The sequence below is a fragment of the Burkholderia catarinensis genome (genome assembly GCF_001883705.2).
Taxonomy (GTDB): Bacteria; Pseudomonadota; Gammaproteobacteria; order Burkholderiales; family Burkholderiaceae; genus Burkholderia; species Burkholderia catarinensis.
Genome location: NZ_MDEQ02000016.1, coordinates 57,566 through 84,551, shown reverse-complemented (window position 1 = coordinate 84,551; position 26,986 = coordinate 57,566). Strand labels below are relative to the sequence as shown.

Here is a 26,986-nt window from a genome sequence, read left to right as displayed (position 1 = left end):
ACCGGCGACAACAACGACAACGCCGGCCGTGCGGCCACGGCCGACACCGCCCCGCTTACGCGACCGCCTTCACCGCGTGCTGCACGTCGAAAAACGTCGCCTGCGCCGCTTCGTCCGCGCGCGCATACGCGCGGTTGACGCCGCTGATCACCGCGCGGATCGACGCGGTCGTCAAGTTCGCGTCGATGCCCACGCCAAAAGCGCTGCCGCGCACGCCCGTGCCAGCCAGCTCGGCGATCGCGATCGCCTTCGCATCGGCGCCCTGCGACAGCGCGCGCTCCTCGTAGTGCTGGATCCGCAGCGGCGTGCGCAACGCATGCATCAGCGCGTCGAGCGGGCCGTTGCCTTCGCCGCGCAGCACGCGGCGCTCTCCGTGCACGTCGGCGGTCAGCATGATCGTCTCGCGGCCGTCGCGCTCGGACAGCTCGTGGCCGACGTAGCGCAGCGGCGCATCGCCCTCCACGTATTCCTGCTGGAACAGCGACCAGATCTGCGCGCTCGTCACCTCGTGCCCGCTGTCGTCGGTCAGGCGCTGCACGGCCGCGCTGAAGTCCACCTGCAGGCGACGCGGCAGCGCGACGCCATAGCCCTGTTCCAGCAGGTACGCGATGCCGCCCTTGCCCGACTGGCTGTTCACGCGAATGATCGAATCGTACGTGCGGCCGAGATCGCTCGGATCGATCGGCAGGTACGGCATTTCCCATACGGCGTCGGGGCGCTGCACCGCAAAGCCCTTCTTGATCGCATCCTGGTGCGAGCCGGAGAACGCGGTAAACACCAGGTCGCCGACATACGGATGACGCGGATGAATCGGCAATTGCGTGCACTCTTCGAACGTACGCGCGACTTCGTTGATCTGCGAGAAATCGAGGCCCGGATCGACGCCTTGCGTGTACAGGTTCAGCGCGAGCGTCACGAGATCGACGTTGCCGGTGCGCTCGCCGTTGCCGAACAGGCAGCCCTCGATCCGGTCCGCGCCGGCCATCACCGCGAGCTCGGCCGCCGCGACCGCGGTGCCGCGGTCGTTGTGCGGATGCACGGACAGGATCAGCGCATCGCGGCGCGCGAGGTTGCGGTGCATCCATTCGATCTGGTCCGCGTAGAAGTTCGGCGTGCCGACTTCGACGGTCGCCGGCAGGTTCACGATCGCCTTGCGCTCGGGCGTCGGCTGCCAGACGTCGAACACGGCGTCGCACACTTCCTTCGCGAAGTCGAGCTCGGTCGCCGTGAAGGTTTCGGGGCTGTATTGCAGCGTGAACTGCGTATCGGTCGCAGCGTCGGCGAAGCGCTTGATCGTGCGCGCGGCGTTCACCGCGAGCTGCTTCACGCCGTCGCGGTCGAGGCCGAACACGATCTTGCGGAATTCCGGCGCGGTCGCGTTGTACAGGTGCACGATCGCGCGCTTCGCGCCGCGCAGCGAGTCGAAGGTGCGCTCGATCAGGTCGTCGCGCGCCTGCGTGAGCACCTCGATCGTCACGTCGTCGGGAATGTGGCCGCCTTCGATCAGTTCGCGCACGAAATTGAAATCGGTCTCGGACGCCGACGGAAACGCGACCTCGATCTCCTTGAAACCGATCGCGACCAGCGTCTTGAACATCCGCATCTTGCGCGCGGCATCCATCGGTTCGAACAGCGCCTGGTTGCCGTCGCGCAGGTCGGTGCTCATCCAGATCGGCGCGTGCGTGATCGTGCGCGACGGCCACGCGCGGTTCGGCAGGTTGACGGGCGTGAACGGTCGGTACTTCGTCGCGGGGTTCTTCAGCATCATGATTTCGGTCCTCGGTCGGTTTGTCGGGAAATCGCGGCGCGGCGGCCATCAGCAGCAGGGGCCGGCTGCGCGCGCAGCGGTGAAAGCGAAAAAAAACGGCACAACGGCAAAGCGGTACGGCGAACGACAGCCTTGGCGGTTGAGCGACCGGGACGGAGCGGAGCGATACGGAAGAAGGACGAACTCAGGCGCCGGTCGATAACCGGGGCCAGGTCGATGATGCGGGGGAAATCTGGCGCTTCAGGAAAGAAGCAGATGGAAAGCGCGCAGCCGCAGACCCAGCCCGGAAGAACGGGCTAGTAGTCGTAGCGAGAAGAGGGGCTGGGCGGCTTGCATGGCTGGAATCAGATCACAGGGTGGCCGGGGCTGTCAACGGGGAGCGAATGGCGTGCACACGAATCGCGCGGTTGGGGTACGTTCAGAATCAGCCGTGTCCGATAGGCGGTGGCCCGCCCCGTCGATATGCTTCACGGGTGCGGCGCCGGTGGGGCCCTATTCATGTTCGGAGTGAGTCGGTCAACACGCTTCGCCGGTCGCCGCACCCCTCCCTTTTTCAATCGGGTTTCGGTGTGGGCGTTCGACGGTGGCCGGTGGGCGCGGCCACGACAGAGATGCTGATGTTGAAACGACACGCTGCCATATGCGAACGCCGAGCGCCTGCTCCAAAGCCCGATTGCCCCCGCCTCCCCCGATCCGACTGCGCGACCGCGCATCATTCAGAAAAACGATACGCACGTCGATATAATTTCCCGAATATATCGGAACACCTCCCATTAAACACATTTCATTAAATCGATTAACCTTGGTTTTCGATTTGCTGAACAATAGCCATTCCTCGGCGAATATTTTTTTTATTTATTTTTCGGCATGCTCGATACGTCGCGTTTCAAACAGCAAACGTTTGCGCGACAAGGCTCGAAGCCTTATCCAACAATCCTCAGGAGGCAAGCATGGCCGACTCTCAAACGTCATCCAATCGCGCCGGTGAGTTTTCGATTCCGCCGAATACCGATTTCCGCGCGATTTTCTTCGCGAATGCCGCCGAGCAACAGCACATCAAACTGTTTATCGGCGACAGCAAGGAACCCGCCGCGTATCACAAGCTGACGACGCGCGACGGCCCGCGTGAAACCACGCTGAATTCCGGCAACGGCAAGCTCCGCTTCGAGGTGTCGGTGAACGGCAAGACGTCGGCCACCGACGCGCGCCTCGCGCCGATCAACGGCAAGAAATCGGACGGCTCGCCGTACACGGTCAACTTCGGGATCGTCGTGTCGGAAGACGGTCACGACAGCGACTACAACGACGGCATCGTCGTGCTCCAGTGGCCGATCGGCTGACCTGACGCGCGATTGACGACCGACCACCGCCGGCCGGCCGCCTCTGCGCCGGCCGGCGGGTCTGTGCGTCGTCCAGCGGCCCCTCACGCCGCACCCCAACCGAAAACCGCCTTACCACCGGAGACTTCCATGCCGCTCCTTTCGGCTTCGATCACCAGCGCGCCCGTCGTGACGTCGGAGACCTACGTCGACATCCCGGGCCTGTATATCGATATCGCCAAAGCAGAGATTCGAGACGGGAAACTGCAGGTCATCCTCAACGTGCCGACGCCTTACGCGACCGGCAACAACTTCCCCGGCATCTACTTCGCGATCGCGACCAATAAAGGTCTGGTCGCGGACGGCTGCTTCACGTATTCGTCGAAGGTGCCTGAAAGTACCGGGCGCATGCCGTTCACGCTCGTCGCGACGATCGACGTCGGCAGCGGCGTCACGTTCGTGAAGGGCCAGTGGAAAAGCGTGCGCGGCAGCGCGATGCATATCGATTCGTACGCGAGCCTTTCCGCGATCGGCGACACGGCTTCTCAATCGTCGTCGCAGTCCGGTGGAAGCGGGGAAACCGGTGCGGGCAGCGGCACCGGCAACATCGGCGGCGGCGAACGCGACGGCACGTTCAACCTGCCGCCGAACATCAAGTTCGGCGTGACCGCGCTCACCAACGCGACGCACGACCAGACGATCGACATCTACATCGACGACAACCCGCAACCGGCCGCCACGTTCAAGGGCGCCGGCGCGCAGGACGAGAACCTGGGCACGAAGGTGCTCGACTCCGGCAAGGGGCGCGTGCGCGTGATCGTGACGGCGAACGGCAAACCGTCGCGGCTCGGCTCGCGACAGGTCGACATCTTCAAGAAGTCGTATTTCGGGATCATCGGATCGGAAGACGGCACCGACGACGACTACAACGACGGCATCGTGTTCCTGAACTGGCCGTTGGGCTGAGCACGGCGATGCGCGGCGCGGCAGGGTTTGCGCGCCGCTGTCGAACCCGCAATGGCGACGGGGCCCACCCCACATTGCGGATCGCTCGAGCAGTCCTTTGCTGTCCCATGCTTTGCTCCGCGCGCGACACGGCGACATCCGTTCACCGGCCGCGCGCTGCGAGACCTTCCATCAAGACGAGGACGACATGTCACAACCCTTTACCCATGACGATCTGTACGCGCTGCTGCAACTCGCCGGCAACGACGCAACCGCCGTGCAGGCCAACGGCGATCAGGCGGTGCTCGACCGGATGCGTCAGTTCATGACCACGCAGCTCGTGGAAAAGCTGCCGCAGTACGATGTGTTCGTCGACATCGCGACCATCCCGTACAGCTTCGACGTCGGCAGCTGGCAGAACAAGGTGAAGACCGATGCGGCGGGCGCAGTCGTCGCCTGCACGGTGACGTGGGCCGGCGCGCCTGGCGTGCTGCCCGGAGCCGCGGCGAAGTTCGGCGTTGGTGCCGTGGTCAATTACTTCTCGAAAGCGACACCGCAACCGCAGCCCACGACGCCGGATACCACGACGACCGGCGGCGGCGAACGCGACGGCGTCTTCAACCTGCCGCCGAACATCGCGTTCGGCGTGACGGCACTGGTCAATTCGTCGGCGCAGCAGACGATCGAGGTCTATGTCGACGACAACACGAAACCGGCCGCGACGTTCCAGGGCGCCGGCACGCAGGACGCGAACCTGAACACGCAGGTCGTGAACTCGGGCAAGGGGAAGGTTCGCGTGGTCGTCACGGCGAACGGCAAGCCGTCGAAGATCGGCTCGCGCCAGGTCGACATCTTCAAGAAGACCTACTTCGGGCTGGTCGGGTCGGAAGATGGGACGGACGGGGATTACAACGACGGCATCGCGATCCTGAACTGGCCGCTGGGCTGATCGCCCGCGCCGACTGACGGGCCACGCCGAATCGCCGCACCCATCGGTGTCGCGATTCGGTGTCGATCCGGTGCGGGGCCACCTGTTTTCCCTGATACAGATTCAGCCTCGTCCGATATGCGCGTACGCGAGCCGCCGCTATGATCGTCGTGCGCGGTCGTTCGATGGTGGCCGGTGGGCGCGGCCACTTTTCCTGCATCAACGAAGGCTCCGCACAAGCTCCGCGTGCATCGCTTGCCGATGTCAGCAGACGCTGCCTGATGCGAACATCGAGCGCCCGCGCCCGAGCCGTCCTCCTCGTCGAAACCCGCCGTGCGAATGCGCCGCCGATCCGCGCGGCGCCGCCGCCATCCGGTTCGCGCTGCCCCGCCAGCCCGGCCCCGCAAGAACGATCAAATGCCCCCGCCGCCGATACCATATAGTCTGCCCGACACCCTCATTGGCACGCTATGAATCCGGTTGGAAAAGCACTCTGGTTTATCGAAACCGAGCTGGACAGGGAACTGACACTCGACAGGATTTCCGCTGATTGCGACATGACGCGCTTCGGCTTTTCGCGCATTTTCTCGATGAATACCGGGTGGCCGGTGATGCGCTATGTCCGGTCGAGGCGGCTGACGCGTGCGGCGCGCGCATTGGCGCAAGGCGCGCCGGACATCCTGCACGTGGCACTCGATGCCGGCTATGGCTCCCATGAGGCGTTTACGCGCGCCTTCCGCGATCTCTTCGGCATAACGCCGGAGGAAGTGCGGGCACGGCGCACCCTCGACGGGTTGTATCTTGTGGAGCCCTTGCGCATGAAAGAGCTGAAAATCATCGCCGTTACGCCGTCACGCTTCGAAGTCGCCGGAAAGCGGCTGATCGCGGGCATGAGCGACCGCTATACCTTTGAAACCAACGAAGGGATTCCGGCACTCTGGCAGGCCTTTATCCCGTATATCGGCAACCTCCCCGGCCAGGTCGGCGACGGGACTTATGGCGTGTGCTGCAACCCGGATGCGGACGGCAGCTTTGAATATATCGCGGGCGTGGAGGTCACGAGTCGCGACCGGTTGCCCGCGCCATTTCGTTGCGTCGAACTTGAACCGCAACGTTATGCGGTCTTCGAACACGGCGGGCACATCTCCACACTTCACCAGACCTTCTACAGCATCTGGAACGGCTGGCTGCCGACGTCGGGATTCAACGCGGTGGACGCGCCCGAGTTCGAGCGCTACAGCGGCGACTACGATCCGGTGACGGGCACCGGCGTGCTTGAAATCTGGTTGCCTGTCGAACAAGCTGCGTGAGTGGCCCGCACCGATCGGCCGCGACGACGCGCGCCACGGCCGATCTTTCAACGTATCGTCACCGTCGACATCACCACGCCCACCGCACGCCCGCATTCCCGGTAATCAACAGTCAGCCGGCAGGCGACGCGGCAGGCTTCGACATCGCGACCGGCTGCGACCACGCGGCCGAGGCCAGCTGCGTGCGCGCGGCATGTGCCACGCGGTTGAACACCACTCGCCGCTCGCCCTTCAGCTTCGCCGCCCTGGCTGCCTGCACCAGCTCGACCGGATCGACGAGGCGGGCATGTCGCCGCACCTCGAAATGCAGATGCGGGCCCGTCGCGGTCCCCGTACTGCCGACGGCACCGACGCGCTGGCCGCGAGCAACCCGCGCACCGGTGCGCAGCGTCGGCTCGAATGCCGACAGGTGCGCGTAGTACGACGCATAGCCGCCGTCATGGCGAATCACCACATACTTGCCGTAGCCGCGCGGCTCGGTGCCGATGAACGTCACGACGCCGCGCTCCGACGCGTGGACCGCACGCCCCGACGGTGCGGCGAGATCGACGCCGGAATGCACGTGACGCGCGCCGGTTACCGGGTGCACGCGCGCACCGAACTTCGAGCTGATCCGCGTCGCGGCGACCGGCATCGCAAACCGGGAGCCGGCGAGCGGCACGCCGTCGAGGTCGTAATAGGCGCCCGGCGAGCCCGCCTCGGGCGCGAACCACACACCCGCGACGTGCTGGCCGCGAAAGCGGATGTCGAGCGCCGTCACGCGCACGCCGCCCGGCAGTGTCGCACTGTCGTCCGGTTCGAATGCCACGCGGAAGGTGTCGCCGGTCGCGCCGCGCTGCTTCGGATCGATGCGCCCGGCCAGCATGCGGGTGATCTGCGCCGCGACGCCGCGCGGCAGTTCGGCGCGCGCCAGCGACGCTTGCAGGCTGCCGGCAATCGCGCCGGCGCGCGTGCCGCGATCCGGCTGCGCGAGCATGAACGGCTCGGCCGATGCCAGATCGACGGGACGCCGCTCAAACGCCGGCTGCGCCCCCATCGCGGGCAACGGCGATGCAATGCCGTAGTCGAACCGCGTCGCGTAGCCGCGTTCGATCGCGCCGCGCGCCGCGTCGCACAGCACGCGGTACGCCACGCAGGCGCCGAAGCGCGCAGCGGTGGCATCACGATCGGCGCCGGCCGGCACGTACGACGCGGGCCCCGCGTGCATGACCGATGCATTCAGGCCGCCCCACGTCGTCCGGGCAGAATTGAAAAAAGGCACGTCGACAAGGTCTGCCGTTTCCGCCGTCACGGGCGCGAACGGCGCGGCGTCGTGAAACGCGTGCGCGGCCGCACCCTGTGCGCCGGCCGCGCAGGCCGCCGCGACAACACCGCGCAGCAGCGCGCGGCGAAGCGGGAAACAGTGAACGCCGCGCTGAGCGGGTTGACCTTGTTCGCGTGCGAGACGGAAACGCAGGTCTAACCGCATGACGTCGTCACTCGCTATCTATCAATGAAAAATCGGGAGAGAACCGGGTATCGCGGAAGAACGATCGTCGCGACCCGGCAACTAGAAACCGAGTGTATCGGCATGCTTGAAACGGCTAAATAGGACCAATCCTATTTGGTCGCATCTTCCATTAGTACCAGTACTAAATCGATGCACTCCGCCCCCATGCATTCGCGCGAACCAGCGTGTGCCGTGTACAGTCGAACGCTGCCGGCGCGTGACGCGCCGCGCACTGTTTCTTCAAACCGGAATCCCGTCATGTTTCTCGATCACCTTCACCCGGAACGCTGGACGTTCCTGTGGAACGCGCTGTCCACTCTCTCCATCAAGCTGTGCGCCGGCCTTGCGCTGCTCGTCGCCGGCTGGTGGCTGTCGAAACGCATCGGCAACTGGCTGAACCGGCTGCTCTCGAACAAGGAGCGCGTCGACGACACGCTGCGGCCGATCCTCTGCGACGTCGCCGTGTGGGGCATCCGCATCGTCGCGATCGTCGGCGCGCTGTCGCAGCTCGGCATCGAAACCGCGAGCATCGTCGCGGTGCTCGGCGCGGCCGGCCTCGCGATCGGGCTCGCGCTGCAGGGCACGATGCAGAACATCGCGGCCGGCATCATGCTGTTGCTGCTGCGGCCGTTCAAGGTCGGCGACTACATCGACGGCGGCACGGGCGTCGCGGGCACCGTCGAGGAAGTCGGGCTCTTCATGACGCGGCTGACGAAGCCGGACGGCATCTGCGAATACGTGCCGAACAGCGCGCTGTGGGGCAGCTCGATCCGCAACTACACGCGCAACCCGACGCGCCGCCTCGATCTCGAAGTGGAAGTGTCGGTACACGACGATATCGATCGTGCGCTCGACGCGCTGCGCGCGCTGGCCGTGGCCGATCCCGACGTGCTGCAGGATCCCGCGCCGGACGTGATGGTGATGCGCTTCGACGACAGCACGGCCGTCGCGAACATGCGCGTGTGGACCCGCACCGACCAGTTCTGGGCGATGCGCTGGCGCCTCGCGCGCCAGGTGCGCAAGACGCTTGCCGATGCCGACTGCGCGCTGCCGATCCGCACGCGCGAGCTGCACATCGTGCACGACGCGGAACGTCGCACGGACAGCGTGCGCGTCCGGCAGATGTAACCGCGCGGCGGAGGGCGGACCGGTTTCCCGCCCGGTCCGCCCTCGAATCAGACCCGTCTGATTCACTGCGCGCCTTCACCTCGCGACAATGGCCGTGCTGGACGAAGCGGTCATCTCGTCCGGCATCCAGTAGTGAATCTCTCCGTTCCTTGCCGCCCTTCGCGGGCGGCTTTTTTTGCCCGTCTTTGCTCATCGATTCGACGCGCGGGCATGCAATCAGGAAACCATCATGAAAGAACGCGCCACCGTCCTCTGCCGACGCGGCGACCGGATCCTTCTGGTCGCCCGGTTGAATGCCCGCTGGGCGCTGCCCGGCGGCAAGCCGCAGCGCGGCGAATCGCTGCGCGACGCCGCGCGCCGCGAGCTGCTCGAGGAAACCGGGCTCGCGTGCGGCAATGCCCGCCATCTGTTCCGGATCGCGGGCCCGCACAAGCTGCATCACGTGTTTCTCGCCGACATCGATCCGGATGCGATCGCGCGACCCGCGCACGAGATCGCGCATTGCGCGTGGATCGACCGTGAATCGCTCGGGTCGCTGCATTGCAGCCAGCCGACACCGCTCATCGTCGAGCTCGCGTTCGACTGGCTGCGGCAGCCGCGCCTCGTGCCGGGCGTGGTCGGCCACGACGTGTTCGCCGGTATCGCGGCCTGAAGTCCGCGCGTGCGGTTCGCGCGCGATACCGGTTCGCGGCCCTGCGTTACATCCTGACGATATCGAGCAGCGCCTTCCTGCCGCTCTTGTACGTGAACACCGAGATCGCACCGTGCTTCAGGTCGCCCTGCGGCGTGAAGCCGGTTTCGCCGATCACGCCGCGATAGTCGGTGGCCGGCATCGCGGCCAGCACCTTCGCCGGGTCCGTCGAATTCGCGCGCTTCATCGCGTCGACGATGATATTGACCGCGTCGTACGAGAACGGCGCATACACCTGCATCGGCTGGTGGTAACGCGCTTCGTAGCGCTTCGCGAACGCCGCGCCGCCCGGCATCTTCTCGAGCGCGATACCGGCTTCCGAGCACACGACGTTGTCGGATGCCGGGCCCGCGAGCTTCGGCAGGTCGGTCGAGCACACGCCGTCGCCGGCGAGGATCTTCGCGCGCATGCCGAGCTGGCGCGCCTGCTTCGCGAGCGGGCCGCCCGTCGCATCCATCCCGCCGTACATGATCGCGTCCGGGTTCTCGCCCTTGATCTTCGTCAGGATCGCGCGGAAGTCGATCGCCTTGTCGTTGGTCGCGTCGCGCGATACGACCTTCATGCCGGCCGATTTCGCGGCCTTCTCGAACTCGGTCGCGAGGCCCTGCCCGTACGCGGTCGAATCGTCGACCACGGCCACCGTCCTGATCCCCATGTGCTTCGCCGCATACATCGCGAGCGCCGGCCCCTGCTGCGCGTCGGTCGCGACGACGCGATAGGTCGTCTTGAAGCCCTGCTGCGTGTACGTCGGGTTGGTCGCGGCCTGCGAGATCTGCACGACGCCGCCGTCGCGATAGACGCGTGACGCCGGAATCGACGTACCCGAGTTGTGATGGCCGACGACGCCGACGACCTTGTCGTCGACGAGCCGCTGCGCGACCTGCGTCGCGGTGCGCGGATCGCCCGCGTCGTCCTGCGCGTCGAGCTGCAGCGTGATCTTCCTGCCGCCGATCACGAGCCCCTTCGCATTGATTTCCTCGACCGCGAGCCGCGCGCCATTCTCGCTGTCCTTGCCGAGGTGCGCGATCGCGCCGGTCAGCGGCGCGACGTGCCCGATGCGCACGATCTCGTCCGCGTGCGCGGGCCATGCGGACAGCGCGCACGTCAGTGCGGCCGCGGTGGCGAATGCCGTCTTGTGATGCCGATTCATGCTTGTCTCCTTCCTTGTCGCGCTTCGTTCGGGTCCAGATCCGTCGTGCGTCGAAGGTCGCGCATACGCTTCACGCACGCCCTTCGAATCCCAGCAATACGTTCACCGCGTTGATGCCGATCTCGTCGACCATGTAGCCGCCTTCCATCACGAACAGCGTCGGCAGGCCCAGGCGCGCGAGCGCCTCGCCGATGCGCAGGTAGTCGGGCGAGCGCAGCCGGAAATGGCTGATCGGGTCGTGCTCGAAGGTATCCACGCCGAGCGACACGACGAGCAGGTCGGGCGCATGCGCGGCGATCGCGGCCGTCGCATGGCCGAGCGCCGTTGCGTAGGTGTCCCACTGCGTGCCCTTCGGCAGCGGCAGGTTCAGGTTGAAGCCTGCGCCCGCGCCGATGCCGCGCTCGTCCGCATAGCCGGAGAAGTACGGATACGACACCGGCGGCTCGCCGTGGATCGACGCGAACAACACGTCCGCGCGGTCGTAGAAGATGTCCTGCGTGCCGTTGCCGTGATGGAAATCGACGTCGAGCACCGCGACGCGCGCGGCGCCCCGCGCGATGCCGTGCTGCGCGGCGATCGCCGCGTTGTTCAGGTAGCAGTAGCCGCCCATGTATTCGCGTCCTGCGTGATGGCCGGGCGGGCGGCACAGCGCGAAGGCCGCGCGCGCGCCGCCGTTCGACAGCAGGTCGGCGCCGGTGAGCGCCGAGTTCGCGCTCGCGCTCACGGCATCCCACGTGCCGGCGTTGATCGGCGCGCCGGCGTCCATCGCGTAGAAGCCGAGCTTGCCGTCGATGAACGCGGGCGGCGTCGCGGCGGCGGGCATCGCGCGCACCGGCCACACGAGCGGCAGCGCCTGGCACGTGCGGCCGGTCGCGGTCCATTCGTCCCATGCGCCGGCGAGGAAATCGACGTAGCGTGCGCTGTGCGCGCCGGCGTAGCTGGCGCGGTCGAACGCGCGCGGCGCGATCACGTCGCCGAGGCCGGCGGCACGCACCTGCGCGAGCACCGTTTCGGCGCGAAGGGGGGTTTCGAATGAATCGGTGATCGCGCCGTCCTTCAGTTCGACGCCGCGATGCAGGTGGTGATCGCTGCTGTAGACCGTGAGCATGGTTGACCGTGGCGGTGAGGGCAATGAGGGAGGGATGACAACAGTCTATTGACGCCGGCCGGCAATAACTTTGCTTTCCACCTCTTCGTTTCGTACAATTTTGAGAAATCTGTCTACGGAACACCGGATATGAGCAAAAATCGCGCTTCGGCTGAACTCGACGGCGTCGATCGCGCGATGCTCCGCCTGCTGCAGGAGGACGGCGCGCTGTCGAACGCGACGCTCGGCGAGAAGCTGTCGCTGAGCGTCACGCCGTGCTGGCGCCGCCGCAAGCGGCTCGAGGACGAGCGCGTGATCACCGGCTACCAGGCGAACCTCGACCGGCGCGCGCTCGGCATGAACGTGTTCGCGTTCGTGCAGGTGACGTTCAACATGCATTCGGACCAGGATTCGGATCACTTCGAGGACGTGATGCGGCGTCACGACGAAGTGACGTCGTGCCACAAGATCACCGGCGCGGCCGATTACCTCCTGCAGGTCGTCGCGGCCGATCTCGATGCGTATGCGGAATTCGTCGAGCGCGTGTTGCGCAAGCAGCCGGGCGTGTCGTCGATCCAGTCGAGCCTGGCGTTGCGCGAAGTGAAGTTCTCGTCGCGCGTGCCGGTGCCAGACGCGTGATCGTTGATGTTTTCATGCGCCCGCGCACGGGCATCCGCTGTCGATCGTCATCCCATGGAGCGCTACCCTATGAAACGCCTGCTACCTTCCGCGTCGCTTGCCGCCGCGATCGCCTGCGCATTTGCATTGAGCGCCTGCGCGGCGCAATCCTCCGCACCGGCCGCTGCGTCGACGCCCGCCGAACCTTCCGCGCCGGCCGCCCCGCCGATGGTCGGCGGCGATCGCGACGCGCACGGCTGCATCGGCTCGGCCGGCTATTCGTGGTGCGAACAGACCCAGCAATGCGAACGCACGTGGGAACTCGCGAAGCAGAAGGGTTTCGCGAATTCGGCGCAAACGTACGAGCAGTTCTGCCACAACGATTTCGCGAAGTGACGTGACGTGACGGAACGCGCTCATGTCGCGGCGCGATGCCGCGACATGACGCCCGCGAAATTCCGTTCCGATCCCACTCGGTTATCCCCATCTTTCCCGGTTCCGGCAACCATCGTTCCGGAAACCCGGACACGCAAAAAACCCCACAAAAACAACGGCATTTTTCGTTTGCGACACAGCAAACGAGTTCGGTTATATTACGCGCCCCTTGCCACCCCGCTCCCACGAAACGCGCCGCGCGCGGCCTCTTTCAACGCAGCCTGAAGCGCCGTCCGCGCAGGCTTGCCGCAAGGGCCCGGGCGCCTGGCACGCCACCGCGAGGCAGGCGATTGCCTGCCCGCCGGAAGCCGGTCCGAAGGTGTCCTTCACGACGGTTTCGCGTGCGCAAATGCAACGGCGTGCAGCGTCGATCCGGAATTCCGGATTCGCGGTCCGGATCTCCGGATACGTGTTTCGCCGCGGTCGAAACGCACGCCGGGCGGCTTGGCAAACCGATGCATCCAAGTTGAAGAAGGATCTGCTGTGATCAAAACGTTACGGGTAATACTGTCGGCGCTCGCGTTGTGCGTCGCCGCGTCGTCCGCGCACGCGGCCGATACGAAGAAGGTCGACGTCCTGCTGGTGGGCGGCGGAATCATGAGCTCGACGCTCGGCGTCTGGCTGCACGAGCTTCAGCCTGACTGGTCGATGACGATGGTCGAGCGCCTCGACGGCGTCGCGCTGGAAAGCTCGAACGGCTGGAACAACGCCGGCACCGGCCACTCGGCGCTCGCCGAACTCAACTACACGCCGGAGAAGGCGGACGGCAAGATCGACATCTCGAAGGCCGTCGAGATCAACGAGTCGTTCCAGATCTCGCGCCAGTTCTGGGCGTGGCAGGTCAGGCAGGGCGTGCTGAAGAACCCGCACTCGTTCATCAACTCGACGCCGCACATGAGCTTCGTGTGGGGCGACGACAACGTCCGCTTCCTGAAGAAGCGCTACGACGCGCTGCAGGCGAGCCCGCTGTTCCGCGGGATGCAGTATTCGGAAGACTACGACCAGATCAAGCAGTGGGTGCCGCTGATGATGGAAGGCCGCGACCGCAACCAGAAGGTCGCGGCAACGTGGACGCCGATCGGCACCGACGTGAACTTCGGCGAGATCACGCGCCAGTTCGTCGGCTACCTGAAGACGCAGCCGAATTTCACGCTGTCGCTGTCGAGCGAAGTGCGCGAGATCACGCGCAACGCCGACGGCACGTGGCACGTGTCGTGGGTCAAGCTGCATTCGGATGAACCGCCGCAGGCCGTCGACGCGAAGTTCGTGTTCATCGGCGCGGGCGGCGGCGCGCTGCACCTGCTGCAGGCGTCGGGCATCCCCGAGGCGAAGGACTACGGCGCATTCCCGGTCGGCGGCTCGTTCCTCGTGACCGACAACCCCGACGTCGTGAAGCAGCATCTCGCGAAGGCCTACGGCAAGGCATCGGTCGGCTCGCCGCCGATGTCGGTGCCGCACCTCGACACGCGGATCATCGACGGCAAGAAGATCATCCTGTTCGGGCCGTTCGCGACGTTCTCGACCAAGTTCCTGAAGAACGGCTCGTACTTCGACCTCGCGAAGAGCACCAACCTGCACAACGTCGCGCCGATGATGCGCGTGGGCGTCGACGAATTCCCGCTGGTCCAGTACCTGGCCGGCCAGTTGATGCTGTCCGACGACGACCGCTTCAACGCGCTGAAGGAATACTTCCCGAATGCGAAGAAGGAAGACTGGCGCCTGTGGCAGGCCGGCCAGCGCGTGCAGATCATCAAGCGCGACCCGGTGAAGGGCGGCGTGCTGAAGCTCGGCACCGAGATCGTCAGCTCGCAGGACGGCAGCATCGCGGGCCTGCTCGGCGCATCGCCGGGCGCGTCGACAGCCGCGCCGATCATGCTGAGCATGATGAAGAAGGTGTTCAAGGACAAGGTCGCGACGCCCGAGTGGCAGCAGAAGATCCGCCAGATCGTGCCAAGCTACGGCACGAAGCTGAACGACAGCCCGGCGAAGGTCGTCGAGGAATGGACCTATACGAGCGACGTGCTGCAGCTCTCGCCGCCGCCGAAGATCGACGTCAGTGTGCCGTCGCAGGCCGCCGGCAGCGCGCCGGCCCGCCCGGCCAAGGCATCGGCCGACATGGCGCTGTAACGCATCGCACGCTGTTCCCCGCACGGCACGGCCGCCCTCCGGGGCGGCCGTTTTTCATGGCGCGCACCGGCGGCGGCTCCCAGCCGGTCGCCGGCTTCCGCTAGAATTGCGGCACGCGCGACCCCGTCGCCGCCCGATCCATCATCCGCATCGACGCAGTCCAAACGGCCGCCGGTGCGGCCCGCGCCCGAACCGCGCGAGCGCCGCACACCGTTGCCGCGCCCGCCCGGGCGCGCCATCAACCGAATTCAGCTGGAGAAAGACCGTGTTTACCTGCAGAAACCAGAGCTGCGGCACGCAGTGGGAGACGTCCGACGTCGTCATCAAGGACGAGGGCCAGGGGCTGCTGTTCCGCTGCCCGCTGTGCGGCGCGCGCAACTATCTCGAGCGCTTCGACGCCGAAGACGGCACGATCGTCTACGAGCAGATGGCAGGCCGCCCTTACCTCGGAGACGACCCGGCATGACCCAACCGACCGCAACGCCCTTCAGCGTACTGCCGCTGACGCCCGCCACGCTCGCCAACCTGACGCAGCTCGGCTATGTCGACATGACGCCGATCCAGGCCGCAAGCCTGCCGATCGCGCTGGCCGGCCAGGACCTGATCGCGCAGGCGAAGACGGGCAGCGGCAAGACCGCCGCGTTCTCGCTCGCGCTGCTGGCGCGCCTCGACGCGCGCCGCTTCGACGTGCAGGCGATGATCCTGTGCCCGACCCGCGAACTCGCCGACCAGGTCACGCAGGAAGTGCGCCGCCTCGCGCGCGCCGAGGAGAACGTGAAGGTGCTGACGCTGTGCGGCGGCACGCCGATGCGCCCGCAGACGCAGAGCCTCGAGCACGGCGCGCATATCGTCGTCGGCACGCCGGGCCGCATCATGGATCACCTCGATCGCGGCACCCTGAAGCTCGACGCGCTGAACACGCTCGTGCTCGACGAAGCCGACCGGATGCTCGACATGGGCTTTTTCGACGACATCGCGAAGGTCGCGCGGATGTGCCCGCCGACGCGCCAGACGCTGCTGTTCTCCGCGACCTATCCGGACGGCATCGTGAAGCTGAGCCAGCAGTTCCTGCGCAACCCGAAGGAAGTGAAGCTCGCGGAGCGTCACGACGACAGCAAGATCCGCCAGCGCTTCTATGAAGTGACCGAGAACGAGCGGCTGCATGCAGTGGGCCAGTTGCTGAACCACTACCGGCCGGTGAGCACGATCGCGTTCTGCAACACGAAGCAGCAGTGCCGCGACCTGCTCGACGTGCTGCACGCGCAAGGTTTCCATGCGCTCGCGCTGCACGGCGAGCTCGACCAGCGCGAGCGCGACCAGGTGCTGATCCAGTTCGCGAACCGCAGCTGCTCGGTGCTGGTGGCGACCGACGTCGCGGCGCGCGGGCTCGACATCGCGCAGCTCGAAGCGGTGATCAACGTCGACGTGACGCCCGACCCCGAAGTGCACGTGCACCGCATCGGCCGCACGGGCCGCGCGGATCAGGACGGCTGGGCGCTCAGCCTCGCGAGCATGGACGAGATGGGCCGCGTCGGCGGGATCGAGCAGGCGCAGAAGCGCGAGGTCGAATGGCATCCGCTCGCCGAGCTGAAACCGGCCGGCGACGACACGCTGCTGCCGCCGATGGAAACGCTGCAGATTCTCGGCGGGCGCAAGGACAAGATCCGCCCGGGCGACGTGCTCGGCGCGCTGACCGGCGACGCGGGGTTCGACGGCAAGCAGATCGGCAAGATCAACGTGACCGAGTTCTCGACCTATGTCGCGATCGAGCGCGGCGTCGCGCACGACGCGCTGCGCAAGCTCAATGCGGGGAAGATCAAGGGCAAGCGGGTCAAGGTCCGGTTGATGGACGAAGAAGAGTAACGGGAAGCGGCGCGGACGGTCGCACCGTTCCGCGCCACCCGCACGCGCCCGCACTACCGGCGCATCACGCCAGTTCCGGATACCCGTGCGCGGCGGCGTCCCGCGCAAACCGGGCAATCGTGTCGTAATCGCGCGGCGACAGCCGTTCGAATCCCCTCAGCCGCAGCACGCGCGCCCGTTCCGTATCGGCTGCGACCGCGATGTCCAGCGCATCCTGCAATGCAGCGACCTGCGTTTCTTCCAGTGCCCGCGATGCGATGAACGGCAGCCCCGGCGCGGACGCCGTCATGCCGATGATCCGAATCTCCTCCAGCAACCCGGGCAGCGCGTCGCGCACATACGCAAACGTCACGCAGTCGATCGCCGCGCAATCGGCCTCGCCTGAAGCCAGCGCGCGCAGCACGTTCAGGTGCGAGCCGAGCGGCGTCACCGATCCGAAGAAGTGGCCGTCGTGCGCATGCGGCGCGACCGCGTGCCGGAAGGCATTCATCCCGCTGTGTGAATCGGCACCGTTGAATGCGGCACGCAGCCCGCGACAGGCGGGGAGCGTCGTCGCGCCGCCCGCATGCGCGCGTGCCGACACGACCAGCACGCTGCTGTAATGCGCGCCGTGGCAGCCTTCCACGTCGAAAGCGGGCGTCGCGATCAATCGCACGACGTCGCGCAAGCCGAGCATCCGGTACGGGTAGCCGCAGGTCTGCGACAGCAGCAGATCGTCGCGCCGCCACAGCGCGTGCAGGTCGTCGAACGGTTCGCCGGGAAGCACGACATCGGCAGGCCCGCCCGCGTTCGCGAACGCGTCGAGCGCGTCGCGCAGCAGCGCGCGCCACAGTGCGGCGTGGCGCGGCGTCACGTTGTACATCGGCAGTTGTGCGATCCATTGGCTCATGCGGGCATTCTACGCATCGGCGGCGCCCCCGAAGCTTATCGGCCGCACGGCGATAAGCAAATGCGAATCGATTGGTTGGCCGCGCCGCGACCGCCGGGTACCGTTCGAATGCCTGCCGGCGTCGCCATCGCGCGATGCCGGGCAGGCCGACCGTGATCCGCGAGACACCTGCGCACCCGGGCCGAGCGCTCCGGTTCAACCGCTCGTTCCCCGCATTGCCCGATCCATCCCGCCTCAACGCCATGGCCGAATACTTCGACGTCGACCACGCGCGCGCGATTGCCGCGCTCGACGCCCGCTTCACCGCCCGCACCGAGTGGCCGACCTGGTTGCTGGTCGTCGCGATCTACGGCGGCTGGCTCGCCGTGCTGCTGCTCGTGCGTGCGGGAAACCTGTCGCTCGCGGCCGCGACGCCGCCGCTGATCCTGCTCGGCGCGTGGCACCTGTCGCTGCAGCACGAGCTGCTGCACGGCCATCCGACGCGTTCCGCCTTCGTGAACAAGCTGCTCGGCTATCCGCCGCTGACGATCTGGTATCCGTACACGCTGTATCGCGACACGCATCTCGAGCATCATCGCGACGAAGACCTGACCGTGCCCGGCGTCGATCCGGAAACGAACTACGTCACGCGCGAACGCTGGGCGCGGCTGCCGCGCTGGCGCCGCGTGCTGACGGTCGCACGCAAGACCTTCGTCGGACGAATCGTCGTCGGGCCGCCGCTCGCCATCGCCGCGACGTGCGCCGGTGCGTTCGCCGCGTTCCGGCGCGGCGACTTCCGTCATCTGCCGATGTGGGCGACGCACGTCGCCTGCGCGGCCGCGCTGCTCGCGTGGCTGCAACGGGCGATCGGCGTGCCGTGGTGGTACTACCTGCTGGCGGTCACATGGCCCGCGCTGTCGCTCGCGATGATCCGCTCGCTCTTCGAGCATCGCGCCGCGCGGCATCCGAAGGCGCGCATCGCGATCAACGAAGCCGGCTTCGCGATGCGGCTGCTGTACCTGAACAACAACTATCACCTCGTTCATCACGACCTGCCGAAGCTGCCGTGGTACGACCTGCCGCGCGCGTACCGGATGCGCCGCGACGCGTACGCGGAGAAATGCGGCGGCTTCGTGATCCGCGGCGGGTATCGCGAGCTGCTGGCGCGCCATGCATGGACGCCGACCGATGCGCCCGTGCATCCGTTCGATCAGGGAACCGCATCGTTGTCGACGGGAAGCGGCGTGAAGGTGGCGGTGGTCGACAAGGTGCTGCAGATCAGCACGTGACGCTCGACGGCGCCACGCTTCGTCGTGAAAGCGCCGGATTCAGCGACGCAGGCGACACGCCGCGCGGCGGCCCATTCGCCCGCCCGCCGCATATTGCTTACGAAAAGCCGACAACGCAGATCGTCGCCGGCGAATTGCCAATTGGGTCGGCAATGCCCAGAATGGCGGCTCATCCGGGGCCTCCAACAACCATTCGCCCCGGCTCTGCCTCACGGCCGCGCGCCGCACTCCCGACGACGATGCAATCGAACACCCCGCCCGGCGCGATCCGCACGATCGGCAACGACTGGTCCGTTTCCGCGATCACGGCCGGCTTTCTCGCGGTACTGATTTCCTACGCGGGCCCGCTCGCGATCTTCTTCCAGGCTTCGCAGGCGGCCCACGCGTCCACCGCGATGGTGTCGTCGTGGGTCTGGGCGATCTCGATCGGCGCGGGCGTATCGGGCCTGTTCGCGAGCTGGAAGCTGAAGGTGCCGGTCGTTACCGCATGGTCGGCGCCCGGCACCGCGCTGCTCGTCGGCCTGTTTCCGCAACTGACGCTCAACCAGGCCGTCGGCGCGTACATCACGGCCGCGCTGATCATCCTGCTGATCGGCGTGACCGGTTATTTCGACCGGCTCGTGCGCCACATTCCGCGCGGCATCGCGTGCGGGATGATGGCCGGCATCCTGCTGCCGTTCGGCACGCACGCGTTCGCCGCCGCATCGGAGCAGCCCACGCTCGCGTTCGGGATGATCGCGGCCTACGTGATCTTCAAGCGCCTGCTGCCGCGCTACAGCATCGTGCTCGTGCTGCTGACCGGCGCCGCGCTCGCGACGCTGCTCGGGATGACGCATCTCGGCAACGTGTCGCCGGGCATCGCGCGGCCGATCTTCATCGCGCCCGAATGGACGCTCGGCACGACGCTCAGCCTCGCGCTGCCGCTCGTCGTCGTCAGCCTCACCGGCCAGTTCCTGCCGGGGATGACGATCCTGCGCGTGTCCGGCTATCACACGAGCGCGCGACCGATCATCACCGCGACCAGCGTGATGTCGCTGGTCGTCGCGTGCTTCGGCGGGATCACGATCGTCGTCGCGGCGATCACCGCGGCGCTCTGCACCGGCAAGGACGCACACGAGGATCCGGACCGGCGCTACATCGCCGGGCTCGCGAACGGTGCGTTCTACCTGGTCGGCGGCCTCTTCGCGGGCACGATCGTCACGGTGTTCTTCGCATTGCCGAAGGCGTTCGTCGCGATCCTCGCGGGGCTCGCGCTGATCGGCGCGATCGGCGCGAACATGCACGGGATCTTCGAGGACGAGAACCACCGCGAGGCGTCGGTGATCACGTTCCTCGCGACCGCGTCGGGGATGACGTGGCTCGGGCTCGGCTCCGCGTTCTGGGGAATCGTGATCGGATCGCTGTCGTATGCGGTGCTGAACAAGGTGCGGCGGCCGGCATGACGCGCATCGTGCGCATCATGCGCATCGCGCGCCGCCGCTTCAATCAGCGCGCGTGCCGGCGCACCAGTTGCGCGAGCGCATCCGCCAGCGTCGTCGTGCCGTAAAGCCGCTCCGACACGCCGGCCTCGACGTCGATCTGTCCGGCGTTGTGCACGTCGTAGAGATCGACGATCAGTTGAGCATGGCGTTCGCTGAGCCCGGCGCGCAGCAGCGTCGCGCTCCACGTGTCGCGCGGCAGTTCATGCGCGACGATCGCGCGGCCGGCCGCCGCGCCGAGCGACTCCGCGATCGCCGTCACGCTCGCCCGCTGCGGCCCTTCGACGCTGACGATGCGCGGCGCGTTGCCGCCTTCGGGCGCATCGAGCAGCAGCCGCGCCGCGACGACGCCCACATCGGGCGCCCAGACCGTCGGAAATACCTTGCCGACCGGATGGTGGAAGCTCGGCAGCACGCCGGTGCCGAGCGCGACCGGCAGGATGCGCGTCCAGTTCTGCAGGTGCTCGGCCGAACGCAGCAGCGTCAGTTGCGTCGGGATCGTCTTAAGCCGTTCCTCGAGGCGGTGAAAGAGGCGGGTGATGCCCGTATTGCCGTCGCGCTCCGCGCCGTAGTCCGACAGTGCGAGCAGCGCCGGCGGCGCGTTCGCGGCGAGCGCGGCGGTCGCGACGTCGATCGTCCGCGCCATCGTCGCAGCCGGATCGGGGTCGGCGACGGGCACCGGGCACAGCATCTGCACGGCCTGCGCACCGTCGATCGCGGCGGCGATCGCGCGCTCGTCCGTCAGCTCCGCGATCGCGACATCGCAGCCGAGCTGCGCGAAACGTTCACGATGGCGTGCGTCGCGCAGCACCACGCGCACGGGATGGCCTGCGTTGCGCAAGGTCGTCACGGTCGACAGGCCGACGTTGCCGGATGCGCCGAAGATCACGAACACGATTCGCTCCTTGGGGGATGAAGGTGATGTGATTGTCGGGTTGCGCGACAGGCCCGGCGCGCACGGAGGGATGAATCGAGCAGGAAAGGATGACGGATTGGATGGCGGCTGCCATGCGCGTTGTCCGATGCGTCGTCTCACGCTTCGAATCGTACGGTCTTGCCGATGACGAGCGACAACACGCCCGTGATGGATGAGCCGCTCACGCCCAGCGCGTTGCGCATCAGCAGGCCCGCGGGAAACGGGGAAACGGGGAGGCGGTTTCCGGATGACGGTGAACGCGGCAATTGTCCAACAGCCTGCTGGACGATTGCCCCGGGATCAGACGCGCCATCCCGGATCCGGCACGGCGCTACCGCTTCGTTATGCCGCGCTCCCGCCGCCCTCGCCGTCATAAGCCAGCCGCAGCCCGCCCCGCGCCCCCGATCGCGCAATCTCCGTCGGCGTCGCGCCGAGCACGCGGTTCATCCAGTTCGCCATGTGGCTCTGATGCGCAAACCCGGCTTCCAGCGCGATCTGGCTGATACTGAGCCGGCCTTCGAGCAACAACACCTTCGCGCGCTCGACCCGCCGCCGCACGACGTACTGGTGCACGGGCATTCCGAGCGTTTCGCGGAACAGCACCTTGAAATGGGGCACGCTGATCGACACGAGCGCCGCGAGTTCGGCCAGCGTCATGCGCCGGTCGAGGTTCGCTTCGACATAGTCGATCACGCGCGCCGCCGCCTTCGGCGCGAGCGTGCGCCGGCGCTCGCGGAACGCCGGCTGGCCGTCGACCAGCCGCGCGACGAGCGCCGTGCACAGGCTTTCCGCATAGAGCGGATCCGACGCGTCGTCCGCTTCGAGCTCGGCGGCCATCGCCCACGCGATGTACTGCAGGCGCGGGTCGCGCACCTGCAGCCGGCGGCGGATCTGCGCCTGCGACGGCTTCAGTTCGAGTTGCTCGACGGTCCGCCGCACGAACGTGTCACTGAGCGCGATGTGCAGGATCCGGCAGTCAGCGCTGTCGGTCCACTGGCCGGGCAGGCCGGCCGGAATCACGTCGACGTCGCCGTGCGCCTGGATGCGCGACACGCGTTCGCCGTCGCACACGCAATCCGCGCGAACGGGCGCGCCGATATGCACGCCGATGCGGTGATGCTCGGCTGCCGGAATCCGGTACGTGCCCGCGCGGATCTCCAGCAGTGACGCGCCAAAGCCGTGCCAGCCGAGCCCGCGGCTCGAGCGCAGGCTGACCGGGACGCCGTTGTCCGTCGGCGCGGCAAGAATCGCATCGCTCATTGATTGTCTCCACCAGATGATCGGGTGCCGAACGCGCATTGTGACGCGTTTCGGGCCGGCGTGCCGGACCTGCGGAGGGGCGCCCGGCCGGAACAGAAAAAGATCATCCGTTCCTGCTCGGGACGATCCTTGCATGCGCGCCGGCGTGCGCCGCACCGCTTACGATCGCTCCATCCGACACCTACGGAGACCGTCATGCCCCATTACTGTTTGCGACGCGCGGCGTTCACCGCGTCATCGCCGTCCGCCGCCACCCGCGCTTCGTCCGGCCCCTGCGCCCGCAACGATCGGACTGCCCTCGCCGCCTGGTGCCTGCGCCTCGTCGGCTGGTATCGGCTCGAACGGCTGCTCGCGTCGATTCCCGACAGCAACGACGACTTCGGGCCCGTCTGACCGGCCGGCCGGCGTCATCGCCTACTTGCGCCGCCGCTCGTGCGGTGCCGCCGTCGCGCCGTCGATCACCGGCGCGCCCTGCTTGATCAGGAAATCGCGGAACAGCCCCGTTACCTGCGAGATTCGCCGGTCGGCGAGCGTGACCACATACCATTCGCGCTCGATCGGGTTGCCGGGGAACGGCAGTTGCCCGAGCAGCCCCGTGCGCAGTTCGAGTGCACACGCGTGCAACGACAGGAACGCGATGCCGAGCCCGGCTTCGGCCATCTGCTTGATGGCCTCGTTGCTCGACAATTCGGACCCCACATGGAAACGGTAGCCGGCCGTCTTGAACAAACTCTCGACCGTCGAGCGCGTGCCTGCGCCGCGTTCGCGCACGAGCAGGTGCGCGGATTCGAGATCCTTCAGCGCGACCCGCTTGCGCTGCATCAGCGGATGGCCGGGCGCCGCGACGAACACCATCGGATGCTTCGCGAACTCAACCGCATGCGTGCGCAACTCCTTCGGCGCGCTGCCCATCACCGCGAGATCGATTTCATGCGTCGCGAGCATGCGGATGATGTCGTCGCGGTTGCCGACCTTGAAATACGTCTTCACATGCGGACGCGTCGCGGTGAATTTGACGAGCAGCGGCGGAATCAGGTACTCCGCCGTCGTGATCGCGCCGATCCGCAGCGTGCCGCCGAGGTCGCCCGTCAGCGCGGCCACTTCGTCGCCGGCCTCGCTCCACAGATGCAGGATCTCGCGCGCATAGCGCGACACGATCTCGCCGGCCGCGGTCAGCTGCACGCCGCGCCCCACCCGCTGCAGCAGCGCGGCGCCCACGGCCTCCTCGAGCAGCCGAACCTGCAGCGAAACGGCCGGCTGCGTCAGGTTCAGTTCCTCGGCCGCCCGCGACACGCTGCCGAGCCGCGCAATCATGTCCAGCGCCTTCAGCTGCCGGAACGTCGCGGTCTTACCTATAAGTGAATACATATGAGTCGCTTATAAACATTAAATTGTTCGAGTGGGTTCGAAACTATATCGTCGGTTCCTGAGCAATGTCATCCGAATCGTCATCAGCGGGAGCCCAACATGGACAACACCACGCCCAACCTTGCAACGGACCGCGCACCGCGCATGCCGCGCATCGTGATCGTCGGCGGCGGCGCCGGCGGCCTGCAGCTCGCCGCGCGTCTCGGCGATACGGTCGGACGCCGCGGGCAAGCCGAAGTCGTGCTCGTCGACCGCTACCCGACGCACTTCTGGAAGCCGCTGCTGCACGAAGCCGCATCGGGCCATCGCGACCCGGCGTCCCATACGATCGAATACGCGGCGCAGGCCAAGCGCCACGGCTTCCGCTTCGTGCAGGGCGCGCTGCAACGGGTCGACCGCGCGGCGCGCACGGCGACGATCGCGGCCGTGCAGGACGCGGACGGCACGGAAATCCTGCCGCAGCGCGAACGCGGCTATGACGATCTCGTGCTCGCGGTCGGCAGCGTGACGAACTTCTTCAACGTGCCGGGCGCGGCGCGCCATGCGCTGCCGCTTGAAAACCTCGACCAGGCCGAGGATTTCCGCCGCAAGTTTCTCGCGGCGTGCACGAAGGCGAATCACGTGGCCGAGCAGCAACCGGCGCGGCGCGCGGCGCCGATCTGCATCAACGTGATCGGCGCGGGCGCGACGGGCGTCGAGCTGGCCGCCGCGCTGCGGCACGCGATCCAGCAACTGACGACGTACCGCTTCAAGTCGCTGGTGTCCGCACGCGACGTGTACATCCGGCTGATCGAGGGCGGCCCGCGCATCCTGCCGGCGCTCGACGCACGGCTGTCCGGCAAGATGCACGCGCAGCTTCGCGTGCTGAACGTCGACGTGCTGACCGATACACGCGTGGCGGAAGTGGGCGCGGATGCCGTGACGACCGCGACGGGCGAACGGCTCGCGAGCGACATCACGATCTGGGCGGCCGGCGTCGCGGGGCCCGCGATCCTGCGGGAAATCGGCGACATCGCGCTCAATCGGTCGAACCAGGTGATCGTGACCGACACGCTGCAGACGCCGGACGATCCACACGTGTATGCGTTCGGCGACTGCGCCGCGTGCCCGTCGGCCGGCGCGAGCGGCTTCCTGCCGCCGCGCGCGCAGGTCGCGCACCAGCAGGCCGTGTATCTGGTCAACGCATTCGCGCGCCGCGTCGCCGGCAAGCCGGTGGCCGGCTTCACGTTCCGCGACGCGGGCACCGTCGTGTCGCTCGGGCAAGCCGGCGCCGTGTACCAGGCCGACCTCGGCGTGCGTTCGCGCTCGCTGATCGTCGACGGGCTCGCCGCGATCGGCCTGTACAAGTTCCTGTATCGCAAGCACCTGTTCAGCGTGGTCGGCGCGAAGCGCACGCTGTTCCAGTCGCTGAGCCACTGGCTGCAAAGCCGCTACCAGCCGTCGATCAAGCTGCACTGATCGCGCCTGCTCGCACGCGGCATCGCAGGACGGCATATCGGGCGGTCATCGCTCGATATGCCGTTTTTTCATATGCACACCCCCGGGGCATTCGCGGCGTGCGCGAGTCTGGTGCATCACATTGAACGCCGTCGATACGATGCAATTCGCGCGGACAATGTCGCGCGATACGCATCCCGCGCCCACGCTGGCTCGCCACCCAATTCATTAGCCAAATCGTATGAGTCGAATAAAAATATTAATTGGTTGCGTTTTCCGGATCGACGCTAAGGTGTGTGGCATTCCCGTCGGCGAACGGATCATCACGTCTCTGAAGAGGAATCACCGTGGTTATCGAAGCCATCGTCACCCGTCTCGACGCTGCATTCGCGCAAATTGAAGCGACACCGGATTCGCACGAATCGCGCCATCAGCGCGATGCGATCATCCAGTGGCTGGACCAGGCGTCGGAAGAAGGATATCGACTCGGTCTCGTCACGACGCTGCCGGCCGCACGGCTCAGCGACATGTTCGAAGGCCAGTTCGGCCGCGCGAACCTTGACCGCTTCTCGGTCGTCGTCACGGACGCCAGTCAACAGGACTCCGGATCAAATCAGCATCCTTTCGACGTCGCGCTGCAGGCGCTCGGCGTGCCGCCCGAACGCGCGGTGGCGATTGCGAGCAGCGAACCGGAGCGCCGCGAAGCCGAGCATTTCGGCCTGTCGCGCTGCGTGAGCATCACCGACACGGTGCGATCGATCGCATTGGCTGGCGTGCACTAAATATACGGTTGTCGCGAAGACGTCGTCGTGCAGCCACCTGCGTGGCTGCACACGCGCCCGACTCCGCCCGATACCCCCGCATCGAACCATCAATATCGCCGCCTCCCAAGTAGCTAGCTCACCAGCATGCGCGGATCGCCCGCCTCGGGGCGATGCGCCGATCTTTTCCGGAAGGCGACAGTTCGATGGAGCGCCCGCTGCAACCGATAACGGAGCCCCGGGAGGCTCGCACGTCGAGTACAACATGCCCGGCGGGGCCTGCCTCGACTCTTTACCTTGAACCGGCTGCTACCGTGTCGCGTCCGGTTTATCGTTCTCCGAGAAAAACCACCCAAAGTGATCTTTTTTCTTCCTAGCCAAACCCTTGTTGGCTTGGCTCCGGTTTAAAAAGAGTGCATTTTGAGCACCATGAGTGCTCAAAATTCCGGAAAATTGAACTCACTGTTGATCGATCTGGACGACACGAGCCTGGTGTCGAGTCGCTGGCTGCGTGCTCACGATTACTCCAACAGCCTCGTCGCGCGCTATGTGCGCAGCGGCTGGTTGGTATCGCCGGCGCGCGGCATCTACATGCGCAAGGGCGGACGCCTGCAGTGGGATGGCGTGGTTCGCAGCCTGCAGGTCAGGATCAGTGATATGACGCGGCGCGCGGGTCACGCAAGCCGCGCGCCCGAATGCCCGCCGGCAGCCTGCGCGGGCAGCAAGCGTCGCGCGCGGCTGAGCGCGGAAC

At 66.7% G+C, this 26,986-nt stretch carries 24 protein-coding genes and 1 pseudogene; 17 read left to right on the top strand and 8 right to left on the bottom strand.

Annotated elements, in window-relative coordinates:
* Window positions 1-55: 55 nt before the first annotated feature.
* Entirely contained in the window at window positions 56-1,765 is a 1,710-nt protein-coding gene (leuA, locus tag BFF94_RS24880) for a 2-isopropylmalate synthase (RefSeq protein ID WP_201260496.1), read from the bottom strand.
* Window positions 1,766-2,718: 953 nt separating this feature from the next.
* On the opposite strand from leuA, the gene BFF94_RS24875 reads away from it, so the two are divergent.
* From BFF94_RS24875 to BFF94_RS24860, 4 genes are all read left to right on the top strand, one after another.
* Window positions 2,719-3,108, top strand: a complete 390-nt coding sequence (locus BFF94_RS24875) for a fucose-binding lectin II (RefSeq protein WP_128851009.1) — start codon at window positions 2,719-2,721, stop codon at window positions 3,106-3,108.
* Between the two features lie 129 nt (window positions 3,109-3,237).
* Window positions 3,238-4,053, top strand: a complete 816-nt coding sequence (locus BFF94_RS24870) for a fucose-binding lectin II (protein WP_128851007.1) — start codon at window positions 3,238-3,240, stop codon at window positions 4,051-4,053.
* Between the two features lie 187 nt (window positions 4,054-4,240).
* Window positions 4,241-4,981: a fucose-binding lectin II gene (locus BFF94_RS24865; protein ID WP_128851004.1), complete on the top strand. Its 741-nt coding sequence runs from the start codon at window positions 4,241-4,243 to the stop codon at window positions 4,979-4,981.
* Window positions 4,982-5,430: 449 nt separating this feature from the next.
* Window positions 5,431-6,270 carry an AraC family transcriptional regulator gene (locus BFF94_RS24860; RefSeq protein WP_128851002.1) on the top strand — a complete coding sequence of 280 codons (840 nt, stop codon included), beginning with the start codon at window positions 5,431-5,433 and terminating at the stop codon, window positions 6,268-6,270.
* 112 nt (window positions 6,271-6,382) lie between these two features.
* Here BFF94_RS24860 and BFF94_RS24855 read toward each other — a convergent pair whose 3' ends face one another.
* Entirely contained in the window at window positions 6,383-7,738 is a 1,356-nt protein-coding gene (locus BFF94_RS24855) for a M23 family metallopeptidase (RefSeq protein ID WP_219139968.1), read from the bottom strand.
* A gap of 279 nt (window positions 7,739-8,017) precedes the next feature.
* Here BFF94_RS24855 and BFF94_RS24850 point away from each other — a divergent pair, with 279 nt between their 5' ends.
* Both BFF94_RS24850 and BFF94_RS24845 read left to right on the top strand, forming a co-directional pair.
* The gene (locus tag BFF94_RS24850; RefSeq protein WP_128851000.1) at window positions 8,018-8,887 is read left to right on the top strand and encodes a mechanosensitive ion channel family protein; all 870 of its coding nucleotides are present in this window, start codon (window positions 8,018-8,020) and stop codon (window positions 8,885-8,887) included.
* 229 nt (window positions 8,888-9,116) lie between these two features.
* The gene (locus BFF94_RS24845; protein WP_128850997.1) at window positions 9,117-9,539 is read left to right on the top strand and encodes an NUDIX hydrolase; all 423 of its coding nucleotides are present in this window, start codon (window positions 9,117-9,119) and stop codon (window positions 9,537-9,539) included.
* A 46-nt stretch (window positions 9,540-9,585) separates the two neighbouring features.
* On the opposite strand, the gene BFF94_RS24840 is transcribed toward BFF94_RS24845, so the two are convergent.
* Complete coding sequence (locus BFF94_RS24840; RefSeq protein WP_128850994.1) at window positions 9,586-10,728, bottom strand: branched-chain amino acid ABC transporter substrate-binding protein; 1,143 nt, start codon at window positions 10,726-10,728, stop codon at window positions 9,586-9,588.
* Window positions 10,729-10,798: 70 nt separating this feature from the next.
* Window positions 10,799-11,836: a histone deacetylase family protein gene (locus BFF94_RS24835; RefSeq protein ID WP_219139967.1), complete on the bottom strand. Its 1,038-nt coding sequence runs from the start codon at window positions 11,834-11,836 to the stop codon at window positions 10,799-10,801.
* A 129-nt stretch (window positions 11,837-11,965) separates the two neighbouring features.
* Between BFF94_RS24835 and BFF94_RS24830 the strand changes: the two genes are divergently transcribed.
* The 5 genes from BFF94_RS24830 (at window position 11,966) to dbpA (ending at window position 16,858) form a co-directional block, all read left to right on the top strand.
* Window positions 11,966-12,454 carry an Lrp/AsnC family transcriptional regulator gene (locus BFF94_RS24830; protein ID WP_128850992.1) on the top strand — a complete coding sequence of 163 codons (489 nt, stop codon included), beginning with the start codon at window positions 11,966-11,968 and terminating at the stop codon, window positions 12,452-12,454.
* A gap of 69 nt (window positions 12,455-12,523) precedes the next feature.
* Window positions 12,524-12,829 (top strand): hypothetical protein, encoded by a 306-nt coding sequence (locus tag BFF94_RS24825; protein ID WP_128850989.1) that lies wholly within the window; start codon window positions 12,524-12,526, stop codon window positions 12,827-12,829.
* A gap of 522 nt (window positions 12,830-13,351) precedes the next feature.
* The gene (gene mqo, locus BFF94_RS24820) at window positions 13,352-14,995 is read left to right on the top strand and encodes a malate dehydrogenase (quinone) (protein ID WP_128850986.1); all 1,644 of its coding nucleotides are present in this window, start codon (window positions 13,352-13,354) and stop codon (window positions 14,993-14,995) included.
* Between the two features lie 265 nt (window positions 14,996-15,260).
* Window positions 15,261-15,461, top strand: a complete 201-nt coding sequence (locus BFF94_RS24815; protein ID WP_128850983.1) for a hypothetical protein — start codon at window positions 15,261-15,263, stop codon at window positions 15,459-15,461.
* Window positions 15,458-16,858: an ATP-dependent RNA helicase DbpA gene (gene dbpA / locus BFF94_RS24810; protein WP_128850980.1), complete on the top strand. Its 1,401-nt coding sequence runs from the start codon at window positions 15,458-15,460 to the stop codon at window positions 16,856-16,858. Before BFF94_RS24815 ends, dbpA begins: the two co-directional genes overlap by 4 nt.
* Before the next feature lie 64 nt (window positions 16,859-16,922).
* Here dbpA and BFF94_RS24805 read toward each other — a convergent pair whose 3' ends face one another.
* Window positions 16,923-17,747 carry a phosphate/phosphite/phosphonate ABC transporter substrate-binding protein gene (locus BFF94_RS24805; protein WP_128850977.1) on the bottom strand — a complete coding sequence of 275 codons (825 nt, stop codon included), beginning with the start codon at window positions 17,745-17,747 and terminating at the stop codon, window positions 16,923-16,925.
* A gap of 242 nt (window positions 17,748-17,989) precedes the next feature.
* Here BFF94_RS24805 and BFF94_RS24800 point away from each other — a divergent pair, with 242 nt between their 5' ends.
* Both BFF94_RS24800 and BFF94_RS24795 read left to right on the top strand, forming a co-directional pair.
* Complete coding sequence (locus BFF94_RS24800) at window positions 17,990-19,015, top strand: fatty acid desaturase (protein ID WP_128850974.1); 1,026 nt, start codon at window positions 17,990-17,992, stop codon at window positions 19,013-19,015.
* A 239-nt stretch (window positions 19,016-19,254) separates the two neighbouring features.
* Entirely contained in the window at window positions 19,255-20,457 is a 1,203-nt protein-coding gene (locus BFF94_RS24795) for a benzoate/H(+) symporter BenE family transporter (RefSeq protein WP_128850971.1), read from the top strand.
* Between the two features lie 43 nt (window positions 20,458-20,500).
* On the opposite strand, the gene BFF94_RS24790 is transcribed toward BFF94_RS24795, so the two are convergent.
* The gene (locus tag BFF94_RS24790; protein WP_219139966.1) at window positions 20,501-21,388 is read right to left on the bottom strand and encodes an NmrA family NAD(P)-binding protein; all 888 of its coding nucleotides are present in this window, start codon (window positions 21,386-21,388) and stop codon (window positions 20,501-20,503) included.
* A gap of 363 nt (window positions 21,389-21,751) precedes the next feature.
* Window positions 21,752-22,669 carry an AraC family transcriptional regulator gene (locus BFF94_RS24785; protein ID WP_128850969.1) on the bottom strand — a complete coding sequence of 306 codons (918 nt, stop codon included), beginning with the start codon at window positions 22,667-22,669 and terminating at the stop codon, window positions 21,752-21,754.
* A gap of 195 nt (window positions 22,670-22,864) precedes the next feature.
* On the opposite strand from BFF94_RS24785, the gene BFF94_RS24780 reads away from it, so the two are divergent.
* Window positions 22,865-23,062, top strand: coding sequence for a hypothetical protein (locus tag BFF94_RS24780; protein WP_128850967.1), 198 nt, complete (start codon window positions 22,865-22,867; stop codon window positions 23,060-23,062).
* A gap of 21 nt (window positions 23,063-23,083) precedes the next feature.
* On the opposite strand, the gene BFF94_RS24775 is transcribed toward BFF94_RS24780, so the two are convergent.
* Window positions 23,084-24,037, bottom strand: coding sequence for a LysR family transcriptional regulator (locus tag BFF94_RS24775; RefSeq protein ID WP_128850964.1), 954 nt, complete (start codon window positions 24,035-24,037; stop codon window positions 23,084-23,086).
* 99 nt (window positions 24,038-24,136) lie between these two features.
* Here BFF94_RS24775 and BFF94_RS24770 point away from each other — a divergent pair, with 99 nt between their 5' ends.
* The 3 genes and pseudogenes from BFF94_RS24770 to BFF94_RS38580 all read left to right on the top strand — a co-directional run.
* A complete protein-coding gene (locus BFF94_RS24770) occupies window positions 24,137-25,495 on the top strand; it encodes an NAD(P)/FAD-dependent oxidoreductase (RefSeq protein WP_128850962.1) in 1,359 nt (452 codons plus the stop codon).
* A gap of 326 nt (window positions 25,496-25,821) precedes the next feature.
* Window positions 25,822-26,256 (top strand): HAD family hydrolase, encoded by a 435-nt coding sequence (locus tag BFF94_RS24765; protein WP_128850959.1) that lies wholly within the window; start codon window positions 25,822-25,824, stop codon window positions 26,254-26,256.
* Between the two features lie 408 nt (window positions 26,257-26,664).
* A pseudogene (locus tag BFF94_RS38580) lies at window positions 26,665-26,880 on the top strand (AbiEi antitoxin N-terminal domain-containing protein); the annotation flags it as partial.
* Window positions 26,881-26,986 lie beyond the last annotated feature (106 nt).